The 21,958-nt window shown below is 57.4% G+C and carries 24 protein-coding genes and 1 pseudogene; 24 read left to right on the top strand and 1 reads right to left on the bottom strand.

The window, feature by feature from the left end:
- Positions 1-189: 189 nt before the first annotated feature.
- Positions 190-660: a YcaO-like family protein gene (locus LC334_RS21165; RefSeq protein WP_176237788.1), complete on the bottom strand. Its 471-nt coding sequence runs from the start codon at positions 658-660 to the stop codon at positions 190-192.
- A 177-nt stretch (positions 661-837) separates the two neighbouring features.
- Between LC334_RS21165 and LC334_RS21160 the strand changes: the two are divergent.
- The 24 genes and pseudogenes from LC334_RS21160 to LC334_RS21045 all read left to right on the top strand — a co-directional run.
- A pseudogene (locus LC334_RS21160) lies at positions 838-1,273 on the top strand (transposase); the annotation flags it as partial.
- A 277-nt stretch (positions 1,274-1,550) separates the two neighbouring features.
- Positions 1,551-1,745, top strand: a complete 195-nt coding sequence (locus tag LC334_RS21155) for a Flp family type IVb pilin (RefSeq protein ID WP_085802365.1) — start codon at positions 1,551-1,553, stop codon at positions 1,743-1,745.
- 101 nt (positions 1,746-1,846) lie between these two features.
- On the top strand, positions 1,847-2,023 hold the full coding sequence (locus tag LC334_RS21150) for a Flp family type IVb pilin (protein ID WP_139836544.1): 177 nt from the start codon (positions 1,847-1,849) through the stop codon (positions 2,021-2,023).
- Positions 2,024-2,071: 48 nt separating this feature from the next.
- Positions 2,072-2,875 (top strand): Flp pilus assembly protein CpaB, encoded by an 804-nt coding sequence (gene cpaB / locus LC334_RS21145; RefSeq protein ID WP_085802364.1) that lies wholly within the window; start codon positions 2,072-2,074, stop codon positions 2,873-2,875.
- 27 nt (positions 2,876-2,902) lie between these two features.
- Positions 2,903-4,348 (top strand): Tad domain-containing protein, encoded by a 1,446-nt coding sequence (locus LC334_RS21140; RefSeq protein ID WP_085802363.1) that lies wholly within the window; start codon positions 2,903-2,905, stop codon positions 4,346-4,348.
- Positions 4,349-4,353: 5 nt separating this feature from the next.
- On the top strand, positions 4,354-4,854 hold the full coding sequence (locus LC334_RS21135; RefSeq protein WP_223413111.1) for a TadE/TadG family type IV pilus assembly protein: 501 nt from the start codon (positions 4,354-4,356) through the stop codon (positions 4,852-4,854).
- Positions 4,851-5,507, top strand: coding sequence for a TadE/TadG family type IV pilus assembly protein (locus tag LC334_RS21130; RefSeq protein WP_085802361.1), 657 nt, complete (start codon positions 4,851-4,853; stop codon positions 5,505-5,507). The genes LC334_RS21135 and LC334_RS21130 overlap by 4 nt, the downstream gene beginning before the upstream one ends.
- A gap of 21 nt (positions 5,508-5,528) precedes the next feature.
- Entirely contained in the window at positions 5,529-6,740 is a 1,212-nt protein-coding gene (locus tag LC334_RS21125; RefSeq protein ID WP_085802360.1) for an AAA family ATPase, read from the top strand.
- 18 nt (positions 6,741-6,758) lie between these two features.
- Entirely contained in the window at positions 6,759-8,150 is a 1,392-nt protein-coding gene (locus tag LC334_RS21120; protein WP_085802359.1) for a CpaF family protein, read from the top strand.
- Positions 8,151-8,153: 3 nt separating this feature from the next.
- Entirely contained in the window at positions 8,154-9,125 is a 972-nt protein-coding gene (locus LC334_RS21115) for a type II secretion system F family protein (protein ID WP_085802358.1), read from the top strand.
- A 15-nt stretch (positions 9,126-9,140) separates the two neighbouring features.
- On the top strand, positions 9,141-10,145 hold the full coding sequence (locus LC334_RS21110) for a type II secretion system F family protein (protein ID WP_085802357.1): 1,005 nt from the start codon (positions 9,141-9,143) through the stop codon (positions 10,143-10,145).
- 301 nt (positions 10,146-10,446) lie between these two features.
- Positions 10,447-11,232 (top strand): helix-turn-helix transcriptional regulator, encoded by a 786-nt coding sequence (locus LC334_RS21105; protein WP_085802356.1) that lies wholly within the window; start codon positions 10,447-10,449, stop codon positions 11,230-11,232.
- Positions 11,233-11,235: 3 nt separating this feature from the next.
- Positions 11,236-11,703: a prepilin peptidase gene (locus tag LC334_RS21100; protein ID WP_085802355.1), complete on the top strand. Its 468-nt coding sequence runs from the start codon at positions 11,236-11,238 to the stop codon at positions 11,701-11,703.
- Positions 11,704-11,748: 45 nt separating this feature from the next.
- Positions 11,749-12,885 carry a sugar-transfer associated ATP-grasp domain-containing protein gene (locus LC334_RS21095; RefSeq protein WP_085802354.1) on the top strand — a complete coding sequence of 379 codons (1,137 nt, stop codon included), beginning with the start codon at positions 11,749-11,751 and terminating at the stop codon, positions 12,883-12,885.
- Between the two features lie 684 nt (positions 12,886-13,569).
- Positions 13,570-13,755: a hypothetical protein gene (locus LC334_RS21090; RefSeq protein WP_139836543.1), complete on the top strand. Its 186-nt coding sequence runs from the start codon at positions 13,570-13,572 to the stop codon at positions 13,753-13,755.
- A 66-nt stretch (positions 13,756-13,821) separates the two neighbouring features.
- Positions 13,822-15,216, top strand: coding sequence for a MocR-like ectoine utilization transcription factor EhuR (ehuR, locus tag LC334_RS21085; protein WP_085802353.1), 1,395 nt, complete (start codon positions 13,822-13,824; stop codon positions 15,214-15,216).
- Between the two features lie 108 nt (positions 15,217-15,324).
- Positions 15,325-16,344, top strand: coding sequence for a TRAP transporter substrate-binding protein DctP (dctP, locus tag LC334_RS21080; RefSeq protein WP_085802375.1), 1,020 nt, complete (start codon positions 15,325-15,327; stop codon positions 16,342-16,344).
- 110 nt (positions 16,345-16,454) lie between these two features.
- Complete coding sequence (locus LC334_RS21075; protein ID WP_085802352.1) at positions 16,455-17,027, top strand: TRAP transporter small permease; 573 nt, start codon at positions 16,455-16,457, stop codon at positions 17,025-17,027.
- Positions 17,028-17,029: 2 nt separating this feature from the next.
- Complete coding sequence (locus LC334_RS21070) at positions 17,030-18,316, top strand: TRAP transporter large permease (RefSeq protein ID WP_085802351.1); 1,287 nt, start codon at positions 17,030-17,032, stop codon at positions 18,314-18,316.
- A 12-nt stretch (positions 18,317-18,328) separates the two neighbouring features.
- Positions 18,329-18,766, top strand: a complete 438-nt coding sequence (locus tag LC334_RS21065; protein ID WP_085802350.1) for a universal stress protein — start codon at positions 18,329-18,331, stop codon at positions 18,764-18,766.
- Between the two features lie 7 nt (positions 18,767-18,773).
- The gene (gene eutA, locus LC334_RS21060; RefSeq protein ID WP_085802349.1) at positions 18,774-19,538 is read left to right on the top strand and encodes an ectoine utilization protein EutA; all 765 of its coding nucleotides are present in this window, start codon (positions 18,774-18,776) and stop codon (positions 19,536-19,538) included.
- Positions 19,539-19,561: 23 nt separating this feature from the next.
- Entirely contained in the window at positions 19,562-20,566 is a 1,005-nt protein-coding gene (gene eutB / locus LC334_RS21055; protein ID WP_085802348.1) for a hydroxyectoine utilization dehydratase EutB, read from the top strand.
- A complete protein-coding gene (gene eutC / locus LC334_RS21050) occupies positions 20,567-21,559 on the top strand; it encodes an ectoine utilization protein EutC (protein ID WP_085802347.1) in 993 nt (330 codons plus the stop codon).
- Between the two features lie 19 nt (positions 21,560-21,578).
- The coding region (locus LC334_RS21045; RefSeq protein ID WP_223413110.1) for an aminopeptidase P family N-terminal domain-containing protein at positions 21,579-21,958 on the top strand (380 nt) is incomplete at its 3' end.

Raw genomic sequence — 21,958 nt, 5'->3', positions numbered from 1 at the left:
GGATGTCTATGAGCCGATGTTCAGGACGTAGGCGGCGAAATCCGAGAAAGAGCCCACAGCCGACATGCTGATTTCGTGCTGCGCGCGCTCGCAGCACGAAAATCGCCGCGTCCGCATCATTCTCGGCGCCGCTTCGCGGCGTGAAAACCAGCCATTCAAACATGCTGCAGCGAGATTGGTTTTCCAAATTTACAGGTCGCGGACAAACTGTACAAGCTCAGACGGCAACCATACCGCCGTGTCAGAGATCAGGTCACGGCCTTTGACCCAGAAGATTGGCTTTCGTGGGTCAAACCTCGTCCCGTCAAGGAAGGCGAGCCCGCCGATATCGATGACACGGGTCTGCCGCGCCAAATCCGCATAGCTGCTTTCGACATGTTCAAGTGCGACCTCTTCGGCATGAAAGCTTTCAATGGCTTCCATGATGGCAGAGGCCTTGGCCGCCATGAGATCAAGCCCCCTTCCTTGCGATACCGAAAGGGACCGCGAATTTGGGCGGAATGCGTTGATCACCGGAATGCCAATCCGGTCCAGCCCGGTCACATTGGCAACACGTGTGATGCCCATGTTCTTCAAGTGTGGGCTGGCGGCCTGCACTGTCTGCTTGTGGGACACGACGCGTTGCGTTCCGCTATAATAGCGCTTTGTGGTGGGTTTCATATCAGTTGCCATGCAAACACCAAAATAGCCTTCAGAGCAAAGTGAAAGAGGTGACAGCCTGTCTTACTTCAGCACCTACCGAGTAGATGCAATCGATAGCATTTGCGGGCGAAGAACTGCCTGAGCCTCCCCATTTGAATGGGTCCATCGTTAAGATTAGGAAACGGAGGATCAGAAATGGCGAACAGAAGACCGAAGCCGGAAGAGATTGTCTCGAAGCTACGGCAGGTTGAAGTTCTGATGGGGCAAGGCATGCCCCGTCTGGATGCAATCAGGCAGATTGGGGTTGTCGAACAAACCTATTACCGCTGGCGCAAGCACGGAGCCTTGTTGCGCCATTGGTCCGAGCGACAATGGCGACGGGCGGAATGGGTGTAGATCAACTGAAAGAACTGAAGCGGCTTCAGAAGGAAAATGAACGGCTAAGACGCGCCGTATCAGACTTGACGCTGGACAAGCTCATCCTGAATGAAGCTGCACGGGGAAACTTCTAAGCCCCGCTCGTCGCCGTGCCTGTATCGATCATGTTCGCAGCCAGTTCAAAGTCTCCGAGCGCCGTGCATGCCGCGTGTTGGGGCAACACCGATCCACGCAAAGACGTATTCCGCGGGGCAGCGTTCATAATTTCACGATATTCACTCGATAGTAAGAGAATACGCTTAGCTGGGTGATCTGTGAGGTTCCGCCGTATGCTGATCAGCGCGCGTGCCCTAATTCCGCCGCAAATCATCTGAAAAAACAACCTAAAGGTGAGAAATTCATCCGCCTGGCGGATGTGGAAGGGAAAATCCTGAGCGTATCGTGACACATTGCTGCCGGAATTCAGTATCGGGTGGCAGTTTCAAAAATTGCCGTGTTCCTCGGCAAGTCAATACAAACAGGAGTCCATAATGAAGGATTTTCTCAAAAAACCATTCGCACGCTTTGGTCGCGATGAATCAGGCGTGACACTGGTCGAATACGGTATCGCTATCGCGCTTGCGATCACGGTTGGCACTGTGGCCCTGACTGGCCTTGCTACTAACATCAGTGGTTCGATGGGTGCCGCTGGTGCGCAAATGCCGCAGGGTGGTGGCGGCGGTTAAGGCACGCCTCGACGATCTTCAGATCGACGTATCAAAATCTGCTGTGGTCACACAAATTGGTCACAGCAGGTTTCCTCCCAACACTATCTCGGGTGCCTGACATGAAATTCATTGTTCCTCAAATTTTCAAGAATCTCGTTGTTGACGAAAGCGGTGTCACCCTTGTCGAATACGGGATCGCACTGTCATTGGCGCTGTTGGTTGGCACCGTTGCGCTGACGGCACTTGGCGGAAACATCACCGGCGCGATTAATGCCGCAGCCGCCCTGATGCCGTAACCACCGCCCTTCAACCATTCTGTTCTTATTCAGAAAAGGAAACTCTAAATGCGACTTAGTTCACTCTTTACATTTGTGGCCGGTCTCGCAGTCGCGGGCGGCTCTGCCTATATGGCGCGGGAGTTTCTTGAAAGCAAATATGCGCATGCCGCACCCTCGCAGGAAGAGGTTTTGGTGGACGTCATCGTCGCTGGCCGCGACATCGCACTAGGCCAGACGATCGAATCCCATCTGCTGACAACGGTGGCCTGGCCGGTCAAGGCAGCACCCAGCGGATCGGTGACCGACTTTAACGAGTTGATACCACAAGCCGGGCAACCGCCGCGCCGCGCACGCCGGGCAATCAGCCAGGGCGAACCAATCCTGATTTCCAAGATTTCCGACTTTGGCGAGAAGGTCACAATTGTCCAATCGCTGAGCCACAACCACCGGGCTATGGCAATCAAAGTCAATGCGGTCACCGCGGTTGGAGGCTTTGTCACGCCGGGTGACCATGTTGATGTTTTGTTGACCCAGGGCCGGGATGAAAGTCTGCGGACGGTCACGATCCTTCAGAACACGCGCGTGATCGGTGTGGATCAGGACGCCGATGAGAACTCGGATGCGCCCGAGGTTGCCCGTACCGTGACGGTCGAAGTTCTGCCTGAGGATGGTCAGAAGCTGGCACTTGCGCAGAAGGCCGGAACACTCAGCCTGGCGCTGCGGACGGTTGATGCGTCAAATGACGAACCACTTGAGGCAGTCAAGCTGAGCGATGTCATGCGAGAGCTGTCGCCCGTGCCTGATCAGGCGCCTTCGACAACGATCAAAGTGCGCCGCGGTGTTGAAGTCACGTTCACAGAAATCAACTGATCCTCAGTCAATTTCCGGAGCAAATCGATGAAAACCAAACGCCTCATAAGCAAATTCAAGTCAGACGAATGCGGCGCGATGCTGGTCTTCTGGGGCGTGTCCTTCGCGGTCATTCTGGGGATCGTTGCGTTGTCATTTGACATGGGGCGTATCGCGGTGACACGGACCGAACTGCAATCTTTCGCAGACAGTGTCGCCCTTGCATCCGCCGGAGAGCTGGATGGACGCGCGGATGCGATTACCCGTGCAACGGCGGCGGCGGCCAACATGATTTCCGACAACAAGACCTATGGGTCAGGCAACGCGACCCTGCAGGGGGCCGCGGACTATACGCTGACCTTTCTGTCCAGCCTTCCGGCCAGCGATACCTCTGCCATCACGGCGGTCACAAATGACCCGGCAGAGGCGCGATATGTTCGGGTGACAACAACCCCCAGCACCGTCAATCTGACCTTCGCCGCGGCGTTTTCCGCACTGATGGGCGTGCCGGGACCAGATAATCAGGCAGGCGCATCGGCCGTGGCCGGATTTACGCAGTTTGCTTGTGATGTAACGCCGCTGATGTTCTGCATACCCAATTCGTCGTTCAACGCAGATAATAATATCGGCGATATGGTTCGCCTGCGTGCCGGGGGCAACGGTGCCGCGTGGGGACCGGGTGATTTTGGATTTCTTGATCCGAACAACGTGAAGGTAGATCAAAGCGGACCTTGTGCTGGCCTTTCTGGGGTGCAGCTGGATGCCTGTCTGTTGGGGGCGATTGACGTAATCACCCAATGCTTTGATCAGCGCGGTGTCGATATGGAGCCGGGTCAGAAGGTCGGGATCGAAGACGCGATCTTTAACATCCGGTTCGACATCTACAAATCGACCCAGCAGGGTAAGAAAAACGATCCCGATTATGCCCCAGCCCCCAACGTGATCAAGGGAATTGTTCCGCAGGGTGGCGGGACTTGCATTGGTCAGAACGAACAAATCTCACCCGATACGGTCGGCATGCCGCGCGATGATTGTTTTGGCAGCGGATCCTGTGCGCGATTTGGCGATGGCAACTGGAGTGGCGGACGAGTGACTTACGTCAATACCAATTATGCCGGTACCGACCCTCATCCAGGGGCAACTACGCGGTATCAATATTACAAGGCCGAGATCGCAGCCGCAGGCACAGGTGACATTCTGTCCGGCCTCGCTGAAACCGGGCGCCCACAATGTTCATCCAATCAGTCTGCTGACCCTGATCGGCGGGTTGTGATTGCGGCAGGCATCGATTGCGCGGCCAACAGCATCAAAGGTTCGGCGACCAACGTTCCGGTCAAGGAATTCGTTAAAATCTTCCTGACCGAGCCCGTTGGCGATGATGGTACCTCGCCGCCGACACTGGATATCTGGGGCGAAGTTATCGGCAGCGCAGGAGGGCAGGGCGCCGGGGGCAGCGGCGGCGTCTTCAAAGACGTTGTGCAGTTGTACCGGTGAGCATGATGAAAAACCCATTCTCCCGCAAATTCATCCAAGGTTTCCTTTGGGACACGTCGGGTGTTGCCCTTGTGGAATTCGCCATCATGCTGCCGATGATGCTGCTTCTGTTTGCGGTGATCATCGAAGGCGGGCGCTTGATGTGGTCTTATCAAAGCGTGAATGCCGGCGTTCGCGATGCCGCGCGATATCTGGCGCGGGTCGCGCCGGGTGACATCTGTACCGCAGGTGGATCGGTTGCGTCGTACAAACCCAATGTTGAAACGATCGTTCGCAATACGATCAGCGGCAACTCGTTCCTGCCGAGCCAGATATCGGTGAATTCTGTCACCCCCAGCCTGAACTGCGTTGCCGGAGTTTACCGGGTATCGCCGGCACCAATTGTCACCGTGACGGCCACGATGACGATACAGTTTCCTTTCGCCGGCATATTCACCCTGAACGGGCAAAACCTGGGCACGGTAAACACGGCGATTTCTGACCAGAACAAGGTGTACGGATCATGAGTATAAATTTGTTCAATATCGGGTTTCCTACGGCCGTTTTTCGCCGGTTCCGGCAGAACGAAGACGGCGCGACCCTGGTGGAAATGGCGTTTGTCTTACCGATTTTCCTGCTGTTGTTTTTCGGGATGATCGACTTTGGCCGCATGGCGTTTCACTACGTGACGGTCGAAAAGGCAATGTATAATGCGGCGCGGCTGGCCACGGTTCGCCCGCCTGCCTGCCCCGGTGTTCCGGTTTTCAATGCGCGCGGCACAACGACGGTGACGCCGCCGCCTGACTTTGGATCATCCTGCAGTGCTGGCGCGAATATATGTGCCAATCCGGGCACAATCACCTGTTCGGGAAGTGCGGCGAACCAGACGGCAAGTGAAATCTGGACAATGGTGCAGGGTGCATTTCCAAACGATGCCACCATCGCGAATTTGTCGTTCCGCTATGATTATGACAGCAATCTCGGCTTTCTGGGCGGGCCTTACGTTCCGGTCGTGACGATCGAAGTGCAGAACCTTGATTTCAACTTTGTGTCGCCACTCGGCAACCTTGCGGCGCTAGCGGGGGGTAACGCACCTCCCGGGCTGGGCGCAGATGTCATCTTTCCGGCCATGAGTGTCTCGATGCCGGGTGAGGATCTGGCCATGGGCAATAACGGCTGAGACAATGGGAAGGAAATTACGATGAAAAGCGATCCTACCTCGATTGTTCTGATTACGCAGGACACGAAGAAAACCGCCGAACTCAGCCAAATGCTGAAAGCCAATGCGGCGTATAAGTTCAGCGAATGCAAGTCCACGCTGTCTGAAATGAACGGTCGCGCAACCAAGCTTGCTGCAGCGCATGATCTGGTCATCTTTCAGACCGAAACCGCCACCGACAACGATATCGCGGCCATCGAAGCGCTGCGCAAGAGCAATTCAGACGACGCCGTTATTCTGGCGCTGTCCGACGGCAATATGACCCTGGCGGATGTGCAGCGGCTGACACGCTCGGGCGTCAACGACGTGGTCGCAGACACAATCTCGCCCGATGAACTGACGCAGAAAATCGAACAATGGTCGCGGCCATCAATCGGCGCCGCAGAATCGGATGCAGGCACCCCCGGGCCTGGTGGCAAGGTGATCACAGTGGCCCAGGCGCGGGGCGGTATCGGCGCGACGATGCTGGCGGTCAATCTCGCCGACCAACTTTTGGGCAAGACCGGTTGGATGAAAAAATCGAACACGCAAACTGTGGCCCTGGTCGATCTGGATCTGCAATTTGGCGCCGTCAGCGGATTTCTGGACATTCGCCGGAACGAGGCGTTGTTTCAGATGGCAATGGAAGGCATCGAACCCGATGCCACCTTTGTCGCCCAGTCAATCGAGAAAATGCCCTCGGGCCTGTCGGTTCTGGCCGGTCCGTCGCAGATTGCACCGTTGGATTCTCTGAAAAACAAGCAGGTTGAAAAACTTCTGCACACGTTCCGCCGCGAATATGACTTTGTTGTCCTCAACCTGCCACGCGCGCTGGTTGAATGGATCGCGCCGGTATTGGAAAGCAGCGACCTGATGTTGCTGGTCACCGACAGTTCGGTACCCGCAATTCATCAAGCGCGCAGGCTGATCGATTTTTATACCGAAGACAATCTGACGCTTCCGATCGAAATCGTTGTCAATCACGAAGCGAAGCCGCTTGTCAAAGGCCGTCACCACAGCGAGGCCGCCAAAGTGTTGGAGCGTCCGTTACAGCATTGGGTGCCGTTTCATCGCAAGGCGGCGAAAGAGGCGGTCGACCGCGGTGTGCCGCTGTCGCAGGTTTCACGCAATTCACCACTCACAAAAAGCATCGCCCGTCTGGCACGCACGGTCACCACCGGCCTTGCTGACGGCCACGCTGCAGCCAAACAATAATCCGAGGAACAAAGCCAAATGTTTAAGAGTTTTACCAAGACAAGTGCCGCGGCTTCGCCCGATGACAACGTCATTGTTCTGAACAATGACCAGCTGGAAGCCGACGCGCTGGCCGAGCGGCAAACCCAGGAAGAACGCGAACTGGTTGAATTTCTGGAGCTGAAAAGCCGACTGCACGAAGCGCTGCTGGATCGCCTGAATTTTTCGGTAATCGAAAAGGTTGAACCGCAGGAATTGCGCCGGGAAGTTGCCACGCTGGTTGGTGAGGTTCTGACAGCCGAAAACAAACCCACGCGCACGGATGAATTCAAGCGGATCGTGGATGAGTTGATGCACGAGGTGCTGGGACTCGGGCCGCTGGAGCCACTACTGGCCGATCCCACTGTCAACGATATCCTTGTGAATGGTCACACCAATGTTTTTGTCGAGCGTTTCGGCGTTCTGGAAAAAACACGTATTCGCTTCCGCAATGAAAAACATCTGATGCGTATCATCGACAAGATCGTATCGCGTATTGGGCGTCGCGTGGACGAAAGCAACCCCTGGGTCGATGCGCGCCTCGAAGATGGTAGCCGTGTGAATGCTATTGTCCGGCCCTGCGCCATCGACGGCCCGTCGGTCTCAATCCGGAAATTTGCACGCAAGCCGCTGACCATGGAGCGCATGATCGAAATCGGCACAGTCACCGGAAATGCCTCGAAATTCCTGCAAGGACTGGTCGAGGCCCGAAAAAATATACTGATCTCGGGCGGGACCGGTTCAGGCAAGACAACCATGTTGAACGCGATGTCGTCCGGTATCGATCCGAACACGCGTATTGTCACGATCGAGGATGCCGCGGAACTACAGTTGCAACAGGAACATGTTGTGCGCCTTGAAACCCGGCCTGCGAACCCTTCGGGCACAGGCGTGGTCAACCAGCGCGATCTCGTGCGCAACGCGCTCCGCATGCGGCCCGACAGGATCATCGTGGGCGAGGTTCGCGGCTCGGAGTCATTCGACATGCTTCAGGCCATGAACACCGGGCATGACGGCTCAATGACGACGGTGCACGCCAATTCGGCACGGGACGCGCTTGGCCGCGTCGAACAGATGGTCTCGATGATCGGAATGGACCTGCCGCTTAGTGCGATCCGCTCCCAGATCGCCTCTGGTCTGCATTTTGTTATCCAGCTGGCACGTCTTGCGGACGGCAAACGCCGCATCATCAGCATTTCGGAACTGACCGGGATGGAAGGAGATGTCATCACATTGCAGGACATCTTTGTCTTCCGAAAGACGGGCAAGACCGAAGATGGTGAAATCATCGGCGAATTCATCCCGACGGGTATACGCCCTCGCTGCGCCGACGAGTTGATCGCCGCGGGCATTGAAATCACACCCGAAACCTTCATGGCCGAGGAGGCGTAAGCGATGTATTTCGGATTGCAAGAGCAGGACGTGATGTATGTCGTCTATTCGGCGCTGGCGGTCGGTGTGCTGCTCGTATTCTCCGGACTGGTGCAGATGGTCAGCCGGCGCGAGAATACCGGTGAAGCCAAAAGCCGCCGTATGCGTATGATAGCGCGCGGTTCCACAACCGAGGAGCTGCTGGCAATCCTCAAGCCCAAAGAACAAAGTGGATATCTGGGCAAACTGCCACTGGTCGGAAACCTTCCCAAGACATTGCAGCAGGCCGGATTCAATATCCGACCCGCAGCGTTTATGTTCTTGTGCTTTGTTCTTTTCATTGTCGTTCTGGTGGTTGGTATCAGTCTAACCAGCCCGTCGCTCGCGATTGCCGCGGCGGCGACACTTGGGTTTCTTCTGCCGTTGCTGGTTGTGCGCAGCCGCCGAAACCAGAAGCTTGACGGGCTTGTCCGCCAGCTTCCCGATGCACTTGACCTCATGGCGCGTGGTCTGCGCGTCGGTCATCCGCTGAACACTTCCATCGCCGCAGTCGCCAAAGAGATGCCCGATCCGATCGGGACGGAGTTTGGTATCATTTTCGATCAGGTCAATTTTGGCGATGATCTTACGGACGCCTTTCAGGAATTTGCCGATCGGGTTGATCTTGAAGATGTGCATTACCTATCGGCCAGCATCGGTATTCAGCACGGCACCGGCGGTGATCTTGCCGCCGTTGTCCAGACGCTTGCGACGGTGATCCGCAACAGGATTTCCATGCGTCGGAAAATCCGCGCGATCTCGTCTGAGGGGCGGTTGACGGGTTGGTTCCTGTCACTGCTTCCGGTGTTCATCTTCGTGGCGACGTCGATCATGACACCGGGTTATTACGGCGGCGTTTCAGGCGACGCGCTGTTCATGCCGATGGCCGCCGCCGTTGTCGGTTTCACGTTGTTGAACGCGCTGGTCCTGCGGCACCTCGTGAATTTCCGCATTTAACACTGGAGCCTCGTTATGCTTGAACATTTGGATAAGATTGCACTTGGCCTCGGGATTACGCCGGAAACGCTTGTTATGGTGGGGTTTGGCTTTGGCGCGATTCTGATCTTTCTGGGGTTTGCGACGCTGGTCACAAGCCGGAACCCGGCGGCCGAGAGAATGTCGGCGGCCTCGGCGGGCGACCGCTATACGGCGCGGCTGAACAAGGGGCTGTTGCGTCCACTTTCCGACAAACCGGGACGCATCATGAAAGCGTTCGTTCCAGACGATGATGCGAAGCGTTCACAGCTACAGGATAAACTTGCCCAAGCGGGTTACGCTGGGGCTGGCGCGCTTTGGAAATTCACCCTGGTGCGCACGGTTCTGGCGTTGGTTTTACCAGCCCTGTTTCTGGCAGTGCTATTCGTCGGCAAGATGCCGGGCCTGATGCTGCCGATCGAATTGCCAGATGCCATCACGCAGCTGACCACCTTACAGATCTTTCAGGTTCTCACCCTGCTAGTCGGTATGGGATACTTTGCTCCGCTCTATTGGTTGCGTGGTCGTGTCAGTGAACGTCAACTTCGTGTTCAGGAGGCTTTTCCCAACGCCCTGGATCTGATGCAGATCTCGGTGGACGCGGGAATGGGCTTTGATGCTGCGATGACGCGGGTGGGCAATGAACTGGTTAATGTTTCGCCTGATATCGCCTTTGAGTTTCTGACGGTTCAGATGCAGGTTCAGGCGGGCAGATCCCGTGATGTCGCCATGCATGACATGGCCACGCGAACCGGCGTGGAAACGGTTCGGTCCTTTGCCAACGTCGTGCAGCAATCAATGCAGTTTGGTACCAGCATGTCTGACGCCCTGAATACCTATTCAAAGGAAATGCGTGATTATCGCGAAATGCAGGCCCAGGAGATGGCGAACAAGCTTCCTGTGAAAATGTCCGCGGTCCTAGCATCGCTGATGTTGCCCGCCCTGGTCTTGCTGACACTAGGCCCGGTAGTGATTCGATACATCCGGTTCTACGGTGGTTAAAGGATTGGTATAGGAAACAATCCGTTCTCCTGAGCTGGATAATCCATCGATCACCCAAGATTCTTGAACCGGCCCACACCTTTTAGTTGAATTATTAACTATTTCCCAAATGCAATGGCCAAATTGTTGAAAAAATACGGATATCGCACACAATGGTACGGCTCATTTAGAAAGCAGATTTTTTGAGGCAGGCGGCGCTTAGAACGGCAGCTTGTATGTGTAATGGTTTTTGGGGTGTTTGGTGCGACATAGTGGATTGGTTTGTGATACGTCTGGCGGTCGTGGCGCCAGAGAAGTAGGAATGGTGGGCGCGATCGCGCATTGGTGTGAGTTTCTTCACAAGAAGGCCACACCGATAGATGCCCTGAATATGATGGCAGAAGGACTTGGCGCCGAGGCCATCGCGTTGTCGCGGGTGTCGCGCGAGCCTGATGGTAAAAACAAAATTCTTGTATTTGACAAGACGCCTGGAAAGTCCGGAATGTCGGTGCTTGATCGATCGTTTGCGCGTGCGGTTCTGGGGACGTACTTTGACAAACCCAAGCCCGGTTCAATGTGGTTCAAGTCGATGCTTGAACACGACATCGACCCGGCTTTGTTGCGATTTCACAAGCTGAGGAACTTTGCCGAACTGGTCATCATTCCACTGCCCTCTGATGCCAAGAGAATGGATTTCATCGAAATTCATTACCCGTTCAAGCTGAATTTCGAGCATCATGCGCTACTGAATATGGTCGCCTCAACCGTTTCTGAAACATGGAAGAACCGGGCCCAGGGATTGGTTACAGACTATGTTTTCCGTGCGTCCGCCCAGCCTACGGGCAAACTCGACTCTGCTCCGATCCTGAGCGTCGAGAACCCGGCCAGATTAAGCCGGGCTGAATACCGGGTCTGTCTGATGCTCTGCCGTGGTCAAACATTGGAAAAGGTCCAGGAAGGACTGCACGTTTCAATGTCGACGCTACGAACGCATCTCAGGAACATATATGCGAAGACGGGTACCCGCGGCCATGCGGAGCTAATGTTTCATTTGCTGACATTCTCAGATGCAGCCGATGAATATATCGACAACAAGAAATCGGCCTGACCGATGGTTGCGCTTCCTCTCTTTCTTGCTCTTCCGATCATGATCGCTGCCGGTTTCACCGATCTCAGACAACTTAGAATACCGAACTTTTTGGTCATGCTTGCGTTGATACTGTTTGTCCTGACCTGCCCATTACTGCCGCTGGCAGAAATACAGACACGGTTACTTGCGGGAATTGTCACTCTTGCGGTTGGGTTCGGGTTGTTTTGTCTTGGTGTTTGGGGCGGTGGAGATGCAAAATTACTGCCGGCCCTGGTCATTTTCATTCCGGGCCAGAGCTTGACCTTGTTTGCCTATATCCTGTCCGCTTCCATCCTGATCGGCACGTTGTCGATAATCACCTACCGAAAGGTCGGATTGAACGGGCCAGCCGAATGGGTTGGCGCACATGCCAGCGGCAGGTTTCCCATGGGCATCTCAATTGCAATGGCGGGCATCGCACACGCGGTCGCACTGACATTCTTCTGGTAACTGAAACCTGCAGAGCCGAACCCCCGACAAAAGAAGGAAATTCGAATGACAGACGTTATTGTAAATGCTGGTACGGTCGTTGAACGCGATGAAATGGAATACCATGCCAAGGATGATTACTCGCTCCCGGCGATGATTATTCAGGCGTCGCGCAACAGCGGTCGCAGTCAATTCGCAATCGCCCGAGAAATGATGAAATATGCGCGCGGTAAATCGAAACTGAAGTTCGCCGAATATGTTCAGTATGGATTTCACCATCTGGATCGCCACACGGACGCGCAGAAACAGGAATTCATCTCGGCCTACCAGCACGATCACATCGTCACGGAATGTATCGATACGCGGTGGTCCGCTGTTGCCGATGACAAATGGCTAAGCTCGGTGTTTCTGGCGGCTGATGGAACCCCTCAGCCAGAGACCTTAGCGGTCGTGGATATGGGCGAGCGAGCGTATCAAAACGCCAACACGATCAGTACACCCGGGGCTTTGCAAGCGCTTCTCACCGATAGTCTGCCTTTTCCGTTGTTCTGCAAGTACAACAACGGCATCTGGAGCCTGGGTGCGACTGTAATCGAGGCAGCGGATAGCACACATATTCACCTGCGGGGCAAAGAACCGATCAGCTATCAGGATTTCTTTCGTAACTATGTCGGCGAGCATGTTTTCCTGATCCAGAAATTTGTGCAAAACCACGCATTTCTGCGGCAATACACGCCGACCACTGCTACCGTGCGGATGGTGAATATGTGGACGGATGAAGGGCTTTGGACGCCCCACGCTATTCTGAAAATGCCTTCGGCGCAGAACGACGCAGACAACTTTTGGCGCACCGGCAATCTGGTATGTAACCTGGACGTCGAGACCGGAGAAGTTCTTACAATCGTGGGTAAAAAAGGACCTGAACTGGTCCGGCACGAACTGCATCCCGAGACCGGCTTGCCGTTAATCGGGGAAATCCTGCCGTATTGGCAGCAGATACAGGCTCTGAATGAGCGTGTGGCAGCACTTCATCAACCAATACGTTATTCGACACAGGATATAGCGATTACTGATGACGGTCCCGTCGAGATCGAATTCAACTATGGTGGTGCTTTCGAGTTGCCTCAAATCGCAACAAGTCGTGGTTTCATGACACAGAGGGTACTAGATTTTTTCCGTAGCTGCGGCTCAACGAGAGTCTAAGTAAACAAATCTGATCATATTCTACTTACAGCCAAACCGGTCGATCGAATCCACGTAGGGATGAAGTTGAGCATATGAACTTCGCTACCATACCAAGCTGGGTGCCTTGGGCCCAACTAAGCTAAGGCATTCGGTGTCGTTGCCAAGGGGCCGCGTTAGAGGCGGTGTTCCGAACTTACCGTCACCTCACTGCTGGCCGAAGGTAATGGGTGGTCACCAGTCGCAACGGGCCTCGCCCAGTACTTACACCCGTCACGTTGGGAGTATTTGTTGCCATGGGCTCTTCTATCGAAGATGCGCCGGAATAACAATTGTTTCAACCGGACATCTGAACGTGAAACCACGTTTGGCAAATTCACCTCACACACTGGTGTGACCCAAGCTGTGCCATCAAGCTGATGAGGGTCCAACGGCGGGTGTGTAGACAGCGTCGCTATGAATGTAGCAAACAGCCGGATTTACGCGCGTTTGAGCCATTCTGACGGTTTGCAGCATCACGCAATTGGGCTCAAGCAGCCCGATGTCGGTGCAGCGTAATCGAGGTTGAGGGCGCTTTGGAACCTGCCGTTCGCCTCGCAGGCTATGTAGCTGAGAAACTGCAACTTTGTTCGATGCGCTGACATTGGCGCTTCGATAGCCAGCGTTCAGGCAAAACGCCGCGAAAGTGGGTGCAGAGCCCCTCCTGTGAATTTGAAATTCTCGCTGCGTGCGCACGCGGCACTAATTTTGCTGCAAGAGCGTGATAAATTGCGCCGCTCTGCGGCTGGAAAAACTGCCGTTCATGCGGCGCGCAGCAAATCGAAAGCGACCAATTCACACAGCGCGGGACAATTAGGACGACATTTTCTCAAAGGTCTTGCCAAGATGTAAGCTCATCCTACAAAAAATCGAATTGGGAAGTTGAAAGACGCGTCCGGTACCGGTAGAAATTGTACCGTGACAAATTGGATCCCCGATAGAAACGAACTTTCGCCGCCGCTTCATGAGAGCCTAGCGAAGGCGATTGTGCAGGCGATTGATGCCGGAAATCTGAAGGAGGGCGACAAGTTGCCGCCGCACCGGACGCTGGCCGACGAACTGGGGTTGAGCGTGCATACGGTCAGCAAGGCCTATGACAATCTGCGCCGCCAGAACCTGATCGACGGACAGATCGGGCGAGGCAGCTATGTGCTGCATCCGGCGAAGGCCGATGACCAGCCCTTTGATATCGAGGAGCGGCAGCAAGGTACGTTTGATCTATCAATATCGCGGCCGGTCTACAGCGCGTTGCATGTCAATCGCATGCAGGCCTTGCTGCGGGGGCTGGAGAAGGAACTCGACCCCCGGACTTACCTGGCCTGCCGCCCAAATGCGGGGCTGCCGGAGCACCGGAAGGCGGGAAAAATCTGGTTGTCGAAGATGGGCATGAATGTCGATGAAGAGGCGGTGATCGTGACCAATGGCGTGTCGCATGGCATGTCCGCGGCTCTCTCGGCGTTGGCGCGGCAGGGGGACGTGGTGCTGACCGACATGGTGGCGCATCACCTGTTGGTCTCGGCCTCGGCCTATTTCGGGCTGCAGCTTGTCGGGGTTACCTCGGACGAGTATGGTATTTTGCCGGAAGCGTTAGAGGCGGCCTGCCGCGAGAAGAAGCCAAAAGTGTTGTTTTTACTTGTAAACGCGACCAACCCGCGCGCCTATATCATGCCCGAGGACAGGCGCCAGAAAATCGCGGATATTGCCGAGAAATACGACCTCCACATCATTGAAAACGATGCGTTTGGACCGATTATCGAGGGGTGTCCGCCTCCGGTTTCGACGCTGGTGCCGCAGCGGTCCGTCTACCTGACTACCCTGTCGAAATGCACCGTCATGGGGCTACGCATCGGCTACATGGTTGCACCGCCACACCTGTTCCCGACCCTGATCGGGCGGCTGATGGTGTTTGGCTGGATGGCCTCGCCCCTGCTGGGTGAAATTGCGTCGCGGTGGGTGGCCGATGGCACCGCGATGGAGCTGGCGCTGTGGCAACGCGAGCAAATGCGCGAACGCCATGACATTCTGCGCGAGGGACTGCAGGGTTTTGAGTGGGTGGGCTGCCCGACCGGGCTGCATGTCTGGCTGAGGCTGCCAGCGGCGTGGACCTCGGACCATTTCGTGCGATACGCCAGCCAGTTCAATGTCTCAGTGGCGCCCGAACGGCCGTTTCTGTCTCCGAATGCCACCCCCCGAAACGCGGTGCGCCTGTCCAAGGGCAGCACGATCGAGATCGACCGTTTCCGGCAGGCGGTGTTCAATATCGCACGGCTGCTGGAGCGGCCGAATGACCCGCTGCCACAGGTGCTCTACTGACATTTTCCAAAATTGTACTGCGTCAATAAAATAATTGACTCGCAGGGCAAAGCCTTTAGGGCTTCGTCATCCGCTTGGATGATTGCCAAAAAAACTGGGAGGAAAATGATGAGATATTTCACGAAACGCGCTGTTGGAACACTGGCACTGGCAAGCGCCATCGCCCTGGGCGCATCCGGCGCGCAGGCTGACAACTGGCGTTATGCCATGGAAGAGGGGCTGACTGATCCGCAGGGGCTCTACGCCACAAAGTTCAAGGAAGAAATCGAGGCGAATTCGGACCACACGGTGCAGATCTACCCCGTTGGGTCGCTGGGTGAATCGGCGGATGCGATGGAGCAGGCCCAGGCCGGGTTGCTGCAGTTCATCGACCAGTCCCCGGGATTTACCGGCGCACTGATCCCCGAGGCCGAAGCCTTTTTGGTGCCCTATGTGCAGCCGACCGATCCGGAAGTGGTGCGCAAGTTCTTCAAAGAAAGCGTGGCGATCAACGAGATGTTCCACGATATCTATCGCGAACAGGGCCTGGAGCTTCTGTCGGTCTTTCCGGAAGGTGAAATGGTTGTCACCACGATGGAGGAATTCCGCACACCCGAAGATCTGGCCGGGATGAAAATCCGCACCATGACCTCGCCACTCTTGCTCGAGACCTACACGGCCTTCGGGGCCTCGCCAATTGCCATGCCCTGGGGCGAGCTGATCGGGGGGCTGAAGACTAAGATGGTTGACGGGCAGGAAAACCCCACCATCTGGATCGAGGCCTACGATCTGGATAACCTGACCAATGTCATGACCTATACCGGCCACGGCCAGTACACCACGGCGGTGATGGCCAATGCCGACTTCTACGATGCGTTGAGCGATGAGGATAAGGCCCTTGTGCAGAGCGCCTCGCAGGCCGCGCTGGACTATATCTTAGATGTCGCGGTCGAGTTGGATGCGACCGGGCTGGCGAAGATCAAGGAAACCAACCCAACCTACACGATCAACCGTCTGACTGAAGAAGAGCGCGCGCCGTTCAAGGAACGCGCCAAGGCGGTCGAAGCGGCGTTCATCGAACGTGCCGGTGAGCGTGGGGCGGCGATCCTCGAACAGATGAAAAAGGATCTGGTTGCGGCGCAGCAGTAACCAGCGATTTCGGGCGGCCTGCGCGATTGTGACCGGGCCGCCCGACCCTGCAATTTACGGATTGAGGATCAGCAATCCGGCAAATCTGCGCAGTCCCGGGGGGAGAGATCATGGGCGAAGCGACGCAACAGAAATCGGGCCTGACAGGGCTGATTGACGGCATCGATCGGGGCATCGGCGCGCTGGAGCGCGTGATCATGGCTGTTGGCGTGATCCTGATGGCAGTGAATACCATCACGAATGTAATCAGCCGGTTCATCTTCAACCATTCGATCATTTTCGCCGAAGAACTGAACAGCATTTTCATCCTGCTAGTGACCTTCGCGGGCATCGGCTATGCCGCGCGGCACGGCAGGCATATCCGGATGTCGGCGATCTCGGACGCGCTGCCGGAAAAGGCCCGCAAGATTCTGATGATCGTGATCACCGCGGTCACCGCCGCCCTGATGCTGCTGCTGGCCTGGTACGCGGTGCAGTACATTCTCAGCATGTATGCCAAGGGGCGGGTCTATCCGGCGCTCGGGATCCCGGTCTATGTCAGCTACCTCTGGGTGCCGATCGGGCTGTTTGTCACCGGTATTCAATACGCGCTGACCTTCCTCAAGAACCTGCAGGAACGCGAAATCTACCTGTCCACCGATCTGCGCGAAGCCGAGGCGCGGGAACTGGAACTGGAGCTCTGATCATGGCCCTTGTGATGTTTTCCGTGATGGTCGTCCTGCTGCTTCTGGGCTTTCCGATGATGGTGCCGCTGATTGCCGGGGCGTTTATCGGGGTGATGGAGCTCTTTGGCACAATCGAAAAGACCGAGTTCATGATCCAGCAGATGCTGGGCGGCATCCGCCCCTCGTCGCTGATCGCGGTGCCGATGTTCATTCTGGCTGCCGATATCATGACGCGCGGGCAATCCGCCGGGCGGCTGATCGACATGGTCATGGCCTTCGTGCGCCATGTACGCGGCGGGCTGGCAGTCAGCACCGCCTCGGCCTGCGCACTTTTCGGCGCGGTCTCTGGCTCGACCCAGGCGACGGTGGTTGCGGTGGGCACGCCGCTCAGGCCACGCATGCTGAAGGGCGGCTATAAGGACAGTTTCGTGCTGGCGCTGATCGTCAATTCCAGCGATATCGCCTTCCTGATCCCGCCCAGCATCGGCATGATCATTTACGGCGTGGTGGCCAAGGCCTCGATCCCCGAGCTTTTCATCGCCGGTCTGGGGCCCGGTCTGCTGATCTTGGTCATGTTCTCGATCTACTCGATGATCTACGCCAAGATCAAAGACGTGCCGACCGAGCCCGCCGCCACATGGTGCGAACGCGCAGAGGCGGTCAAACGCGCGCTCTGGCCGCTTGGGTTTCCGGTGCTGATCATCGGCGGCATTTTCTTCGGCATCTTCAGCCCGACCGAGGCGGCGGCGATCAGCGTGGCCTATGCGGTCTTTCTGGAAACCGTGGTGTTCCGGACGATGAAGATCACCGATCTTTATCAGGTGGCGCTGTCGACCGGCATGGTCACGGCGGTCGTCTTCATCCTTGTCGGTGCCGGGGCGGCCTTTGCCTGGGTGCTGTCGTTTGCGCAGATCCCGCAGCAGATCCTGGGTGCGCTCGGCATTGATGAGATGGGGCAGGTCGGGGTGCTCTTCACCATCGCCATCGCCTTTTTCATTGGCTGCATGTTCGTGGACCCGATCGTGGTGATACTGATCTTCGTGCCGATCTTTGCGCCGGTGGTGGAAAAGACCGGGCTCGATCCGATCCTGGTGGGCACGCTGGTGACGTTGCAGGCCGCGATCGGCTCGGCCACGCCGCCCTTCGGCTGCGATATCTTCACTGCGGTGGCGGTGTTCAAACGGCCCTATCTGGACGTAATCCGGGGCACGCCGCCTTTCGTGATCATGCTGCTGATGGTGTCGGTCCTGCTGATCTTCTTCCCGCAGGTGGCGCTGTTCCTGCGTGACGTCGCCTTCCCCAAGTAAAGGAGCGAAGCCATGTTCACATCGATACTTGCTGCCTTCGACGGCTCGGACGGGGCGGTCAACGCGCTGCGCACGGCCGCCGGGCTGGCCGCGCTTTGTGACGCGGAGCTGACGGTGTTGACGCTCTACCGGCATCATTCCGTGCTGGAGGGCTCGATGTACACGTTGCACGCGGGAGACCCTGATAATATTGACGAAATCATGCGCAATCACGCCAAGGAGGTCGCCGAACACGGTGCCGCCATCGCCCGCGAGGCCGGATGCGAGAAGATCCGCGCCTTCGTCAAGGGTGGACCCACCGCGCGCACCATCGTCAGCTTTTCCGAAGAGCATGGCAACGATTTGATCGTTGTCGGCAGTCGCGGGCTGGGATCGCTCGAGGGCGTGCTTCTGGGCAGCGTCTCGCATAAGGTCACGAGCCTGGCAAAAGCGCCGGTTCTGGTGGTGTAGGTGATGCATGGCGCTTGATATCCAATCCACCCTGTCACCCTGCCCGGTGCAGCTTGACCCCCGTCCGGTGCCCTTCCGCGTCGGGCTGGTGGCGCTGGCAACGGATCACACCACCGAGCGGGATTATTCGCGGCTCATAGACCCGGCTCAGGTCGGCGTCTATGCCACCCGCATCGCCTTCGAGAATCCGACGACACCGGCGAGCCTGCTGAAAACCGGGCCGCGATTGACCGAGGCGGCGGCGCAGATATTTCCCGGCGAAGCGCTCGATGTGATCGCCTATGCCTGTACCGCGGCGTCGGTGGTTTTGGGTAATGACGTGGTGGAAAAGCACCTGAACGCGGCCAAACCCAGCACGCCTTGCGTAACACCGAGCTCTGCCGCTTTTGATGCCTTTGCCGCGCTCGGCGTGCGCCGGATCAGCGTACTGACGCCCTACACCGTGGACGTAACCGACGAGCTGGTCGGGTTCTTCGAGGCCAACGGGCTCGAGGTCGTCTCCTCCGCCTGTCTGGGCATGAATGACGACCGGGAAATGGCGCGGGTGTCTGAGGAGTGCGTTATTGCCGCCGGCGCCGAGGCGATGCACCCGCAGGCCGAAGCGCTCTTTATCTCCTGCACTGCGCTCAGGGCGGCACAATGCGCGGGGCGGATCGAAGGACAGATAGGCGTGCCGGTTGTGACCTCGAACCAGGCCATGGTCTGGCGCACCCTGCGCCACCTGTCCCTGACCACCACGATCACTGGCGAAGGCCGAATTTTCGACCTATAGACAACAAGAAACGGATCACGACCTTGAGCACGACTATTACCGTTCAGGACATTGCCGCTGCGCGCGGCTGCATCCGGGGCCGGGTACGCGAGACGATGACCGTCGCCTCGCCCGCACTGTCCGAGATCACCGGGGGCGATATCCATCTGAAGCTGGAGCAGATGCAGATCACCGGCAGTTTCAAGCTGCGCGGCGCGACCAACGCGGTGCTCTCGCTGACCGACGAGCAGAAAGCCGCGGGTGTGGTCGGTGTGTCCACCGGCAATCACGGGCGCGGGCTGGCCTACGCGGCGTCACAGGCCGGGGTGCGCTGCATCGTGGCGATGTCGGAACTGGTACCGCAGAACAAGATCGACGGGATCAAGGCGCAGGGCGCCGAGGTGCGCATCATAGGGCGCTCGCAAGACGATGCACAGGTCGAGGTGGACCGGCTGGTCGCCGAGGAAGGCATGACCATGATCCCGCCTTTCGATCACCCCGATATCATCGCCGGTCAGGGCACGCTGGGGCTGGAACTGCTGGATCAGATGCCGGAGGTCGAGACCGTTCTGGTGCCGCTCTCGGGCGGCGGGCTGATCTCGGGCGTGGCGGCGGCGCTCAAGGCGCGGCGGCCCGGCATAAGGGTCATCGGCATCTCAATGGAGCGCGGCGCGGCGATGTACGAGTGCCTGCAGGCGGGCAAGCCCGTTCTGGTGCCGGAACTGGCAACGCTTGCGGACAGTCTGGGCGGCGGCATCGGGCTGGAAAATGCATATACATTCGCCATGACCCGCGACCTGGTGGACGAGGTCGTGCTGGTCAACGAGGCCGAGATCGCACAAGCCATTCGCCACGCCTATTGGCAGGAGCGGCAGGTGATCGAGGGTTCGGGCAGTGTGGGCATCGCCGCGCTGATGAGCGGCAAGATCGAGACCCCGGGGAAATGCGTGGTGCTGGTGAGCGGGCAGAATATCGACATGAAGCTGCATCACCGGATCATCTCCGGCGAGGATGTGGACGTGACACAGGCGACTTCGGGGGAGGGGTAAATGCCGGATATCAAGATACTGACCGAAGCTGAATTGCGCGAACTGGTGCCGCTGGATCTCGACGCGGTGGAGTGTGTCGAACAGGGGTTCACCACGCTGGCCGGGGGCAAGGTGGTGATGCCGCCGATCATGACGCTGCTGGTGCCCGATCATAACGGCGAGGTTTGCGTAAAATCCGCCTATGTGCCCGGCATCGACAGTTTTGCAATGAAGATGAGCCCCGGCTTTTTTGACAACCCAAAGCTGGGCCTGCCCAGCACCTCCGGTCTGATGGTGCTGTTTTCCAGCACTACGGGCGTGCTCGAGGCGCTGCTTCTGGACAATGGATACCTAACGGATGTGCGCACGGCTGCGGCAGGGGCGGTTTCAGCACGCCATCTGGCGCGGCAGGATGCGAGCCGCGTCTGTGTGCTCGGCGCGGGCGTGCAGGCGCGGCTGCAACTCAAGGCGCTGATGCTCGTGCGGGGGATCACAAGCGCGGTGATCTGGGCGCGCGATGTCGCCAGGGCCGAAGTAACTGCGGCGCAGCTCCGCGATGAGTTGGGCATTGACGTGACCGCCAGCGCCGATGCGGCGGATGCCGTGGGTTCGGCCGATATCGTCGTCACCACGACGCCCTCGTCCACGCCGCTGGTCCAAAGCGACTGGGTGCAGCCCGGACAGCTTGTCATCGCCATGGGCTCGGATCAGGAACATAAGGTCGAGCTGGACCCGGCCTGTCTTGGCCGGGCGGATATCTACGTGCCGGACAGCCAGTTGCAATGCGCCGTCAAGGGCGAGCTGCGCAGCGCCATCGAGGCGGGTATTGTTTCCGCTGATCAGGTATTTGCCGAACTGGGTGACATCACTGCGGGCAAGGCCTCCGGCCGCCAGTCCGATAGTGACCTCATCATCGCCGACCTGACCGGTACCGGTGTGCAGGACACTGCGATTGCCACGCTTGCACGTCAGCGGGCCGGGGCTGTAGGCCTCGGCGCCACTTTTACCAGCTAAGAATACGGGACATATCTCCATGCCAGAACCGAAGCTCTATTTCTCCCGCGTTGAGTTCGAGAGCCGCATCGCCAAAACCCGCGCCGCCATGTCCGAGCGCGAGCTCGACCTGCTGATTGTCTCTGATCCGTCCAACATGAACTGGCTGACCGGCTATGACGGCTGGTCCTTCTATGTACATCAATGCGTCGTGCTGGGAATGGACGGCGAGCCGATCTGGTACGGGCGTGGGCAGGATGCCAATGGCGCTCTCAGGACCTGTTTCATGGACCCCGCCAACATCATCGGCTACCCGGACCACTACGTGCAATCGACCGAGCGTCACCCGATGGATTACCTCTCGGCACAGCTTGCTGACCGCAAGCTCGACCGCGGCACCATCGGGGTCGAGATGGACAA

Source organism: Roseovarius aestuarii, assembly GCF_019966515.1.
GTDB classification, from domain to species: Bacteria; Pseudomonadota; Alphaproteobacteria; order Rhodobacterales; family Rhodobacteraceae; genus Roseovarius; species Roseovarius aestuarii.
Note: the sequence above shows the minus strand (reverse complement) of the source record. Positions and strands in the feature narration are given on the sequence as shown.

What these genes read in the sequence shown, in the direction of transcription:
- LC334_RS21165 (WP_176237788.1), bottom strand. Translation starts at nt 660, where the DNA reads ATGAAACCCACCACAAAGCGCTATTATAGCGGAACGCAACGCGTCGTG.
- LC334_RS21155 (WP_085802365.1), top strand. Translation starts at nt 1,551, where the DNA reads ATGAAGGATTTTCTCAAAAAACCATTCGCACGCTTTGGTCGCGATGAA.
- LC334_RS21150 (WP_139836544.1), top strand. Translation starts at nt 1,847, where the DNA reads ATGAAATTCATTGTTCCTCAAATTTTCAAGAATCTCGTTGTTGACGAA.
- cpaB (WP_085802364.1), top strand. Translation starts at nt 2,072, where the DNA reads ATGCGACTTAGTTCACTCTTTACATTTGTGGCCGGTCTCGCAGTCGCG.
- LC334_RS21140 (WP_085802363.1), top strand. Translation starts at nt 2,903, where the DNA reads ATGAAAACCAAACGCCTCATAAGCAAATTCAAGTCAGACGAATGCGGC.
- LC334_RS21135 (WP_223413111.1), top strand. Translation starts at nt 4,354, where the DNA reads ATGAAAAACCCATTCTCCCGCAAATTCATCCAAGGTTTCCTTTGGGAC.
- LC334_RS21130 (WP_085802361.1), top strand. Translation starts at nt 4,851, where the DNA reads ATGAGTATAAATTTGTTCAATATCGGGTTTCCTACGGCCGTTTTTCGC.
- LC334_RS21125 (WP_085802360.1), top strand. Translation starts at nt 5,529, where the DNA reads ATGAAAAGCGATCCTACCTCGATTGTTCTGATTACGCAGGACACGAAG.
- LC334_RS21120 (WP_085802359.1), top strand. Translation starts at nt 6,759, where the DNA reads ATGTTTAAGAGTTTTACCAAGACAAGTGCCGCGGCTTCGCCCGATGAC.
- LC334_RS21115 (WP_085802358.1), top strand. Translation starts at nt 8,154, where the DNA reads ATGTATTTCGGATTGCAAGAGCAGGACGTGATGTATGTCGTCTATTCG.
- LC334_RS21110 (WP_085802357.1), top strand. Translation starts at nt 9,141, where the DNA reads ATGCTTGAACATTTGGATAAGATTGCACTTGGCCTCGGGATTACGCCG.
- LC334_RS21105 (WP_085802356.1), top strand. Translation starts at nt 10,447, where the DNA reads ATGGTGGGCGCGATCGCGCATTGGTGTGAGTTTCTTCACAAGAAGGCC.
- LC334_RS21100 (WP_085802355.1), top strand. Translation starts at nt 11,236, where the DNA reads ATGGTTGCGCTTCCTCTCTTTCTTGCTCTTCCGATCATGATCGCTGCC.
- LC334_RS21095 (WP_085802354.1), top strand. Translation starts at nt 11,749, where the DNA reads ATGACAGACGTTATTGTAAATGCTGGTACGGTCGTTGAACGCGATGAA.
- dctP (WP_085802375.1), top strand. Translation starts at nt 15,325, where the DNA reads ATGAGATATTTCACGAAACGCGCTGTTGGAACACTGGCACTGGCAAGC.
- LC334_RS21075 (WP_085802352.1), top strand. Translation starts at nt 16,455, where the DNA reads ATGGGCGAAGCGACGCAACAGAAATCGGGCCTGACAGGGCTGATTGAC.
- LC334_RS21070 (WP_085802351.1), top strand. Translation starts at nt 17,030, where the DNA reads ATGGCCCTTGTGATGTTTTCCGTGATGGTCGTCCTGCTGCTTCTGGGC.
- LC334_RS21065 (WP_085802350.1), top strand. Translation starts at nt 18,329, where the DNA reads ATGTTCACATCGATACTTGCTGCCTTCGACGGCTCGGACGGGGCGGTC.
- eutA (WP_085802349.1), top strand. Translation starts at nt 18,774, where the DNA reads ATGGCGCTTGATATCCAATCCACCCTGTCACCCTGCCCGGTGCAGCTT.
- eutC (WP_085802347.1), top strand. Translation starts at nt 20,567, where the DNA reads ATGCCGGATATCAAGATACTGACCGAAGCTGAATTGCGCGAACTGGTG.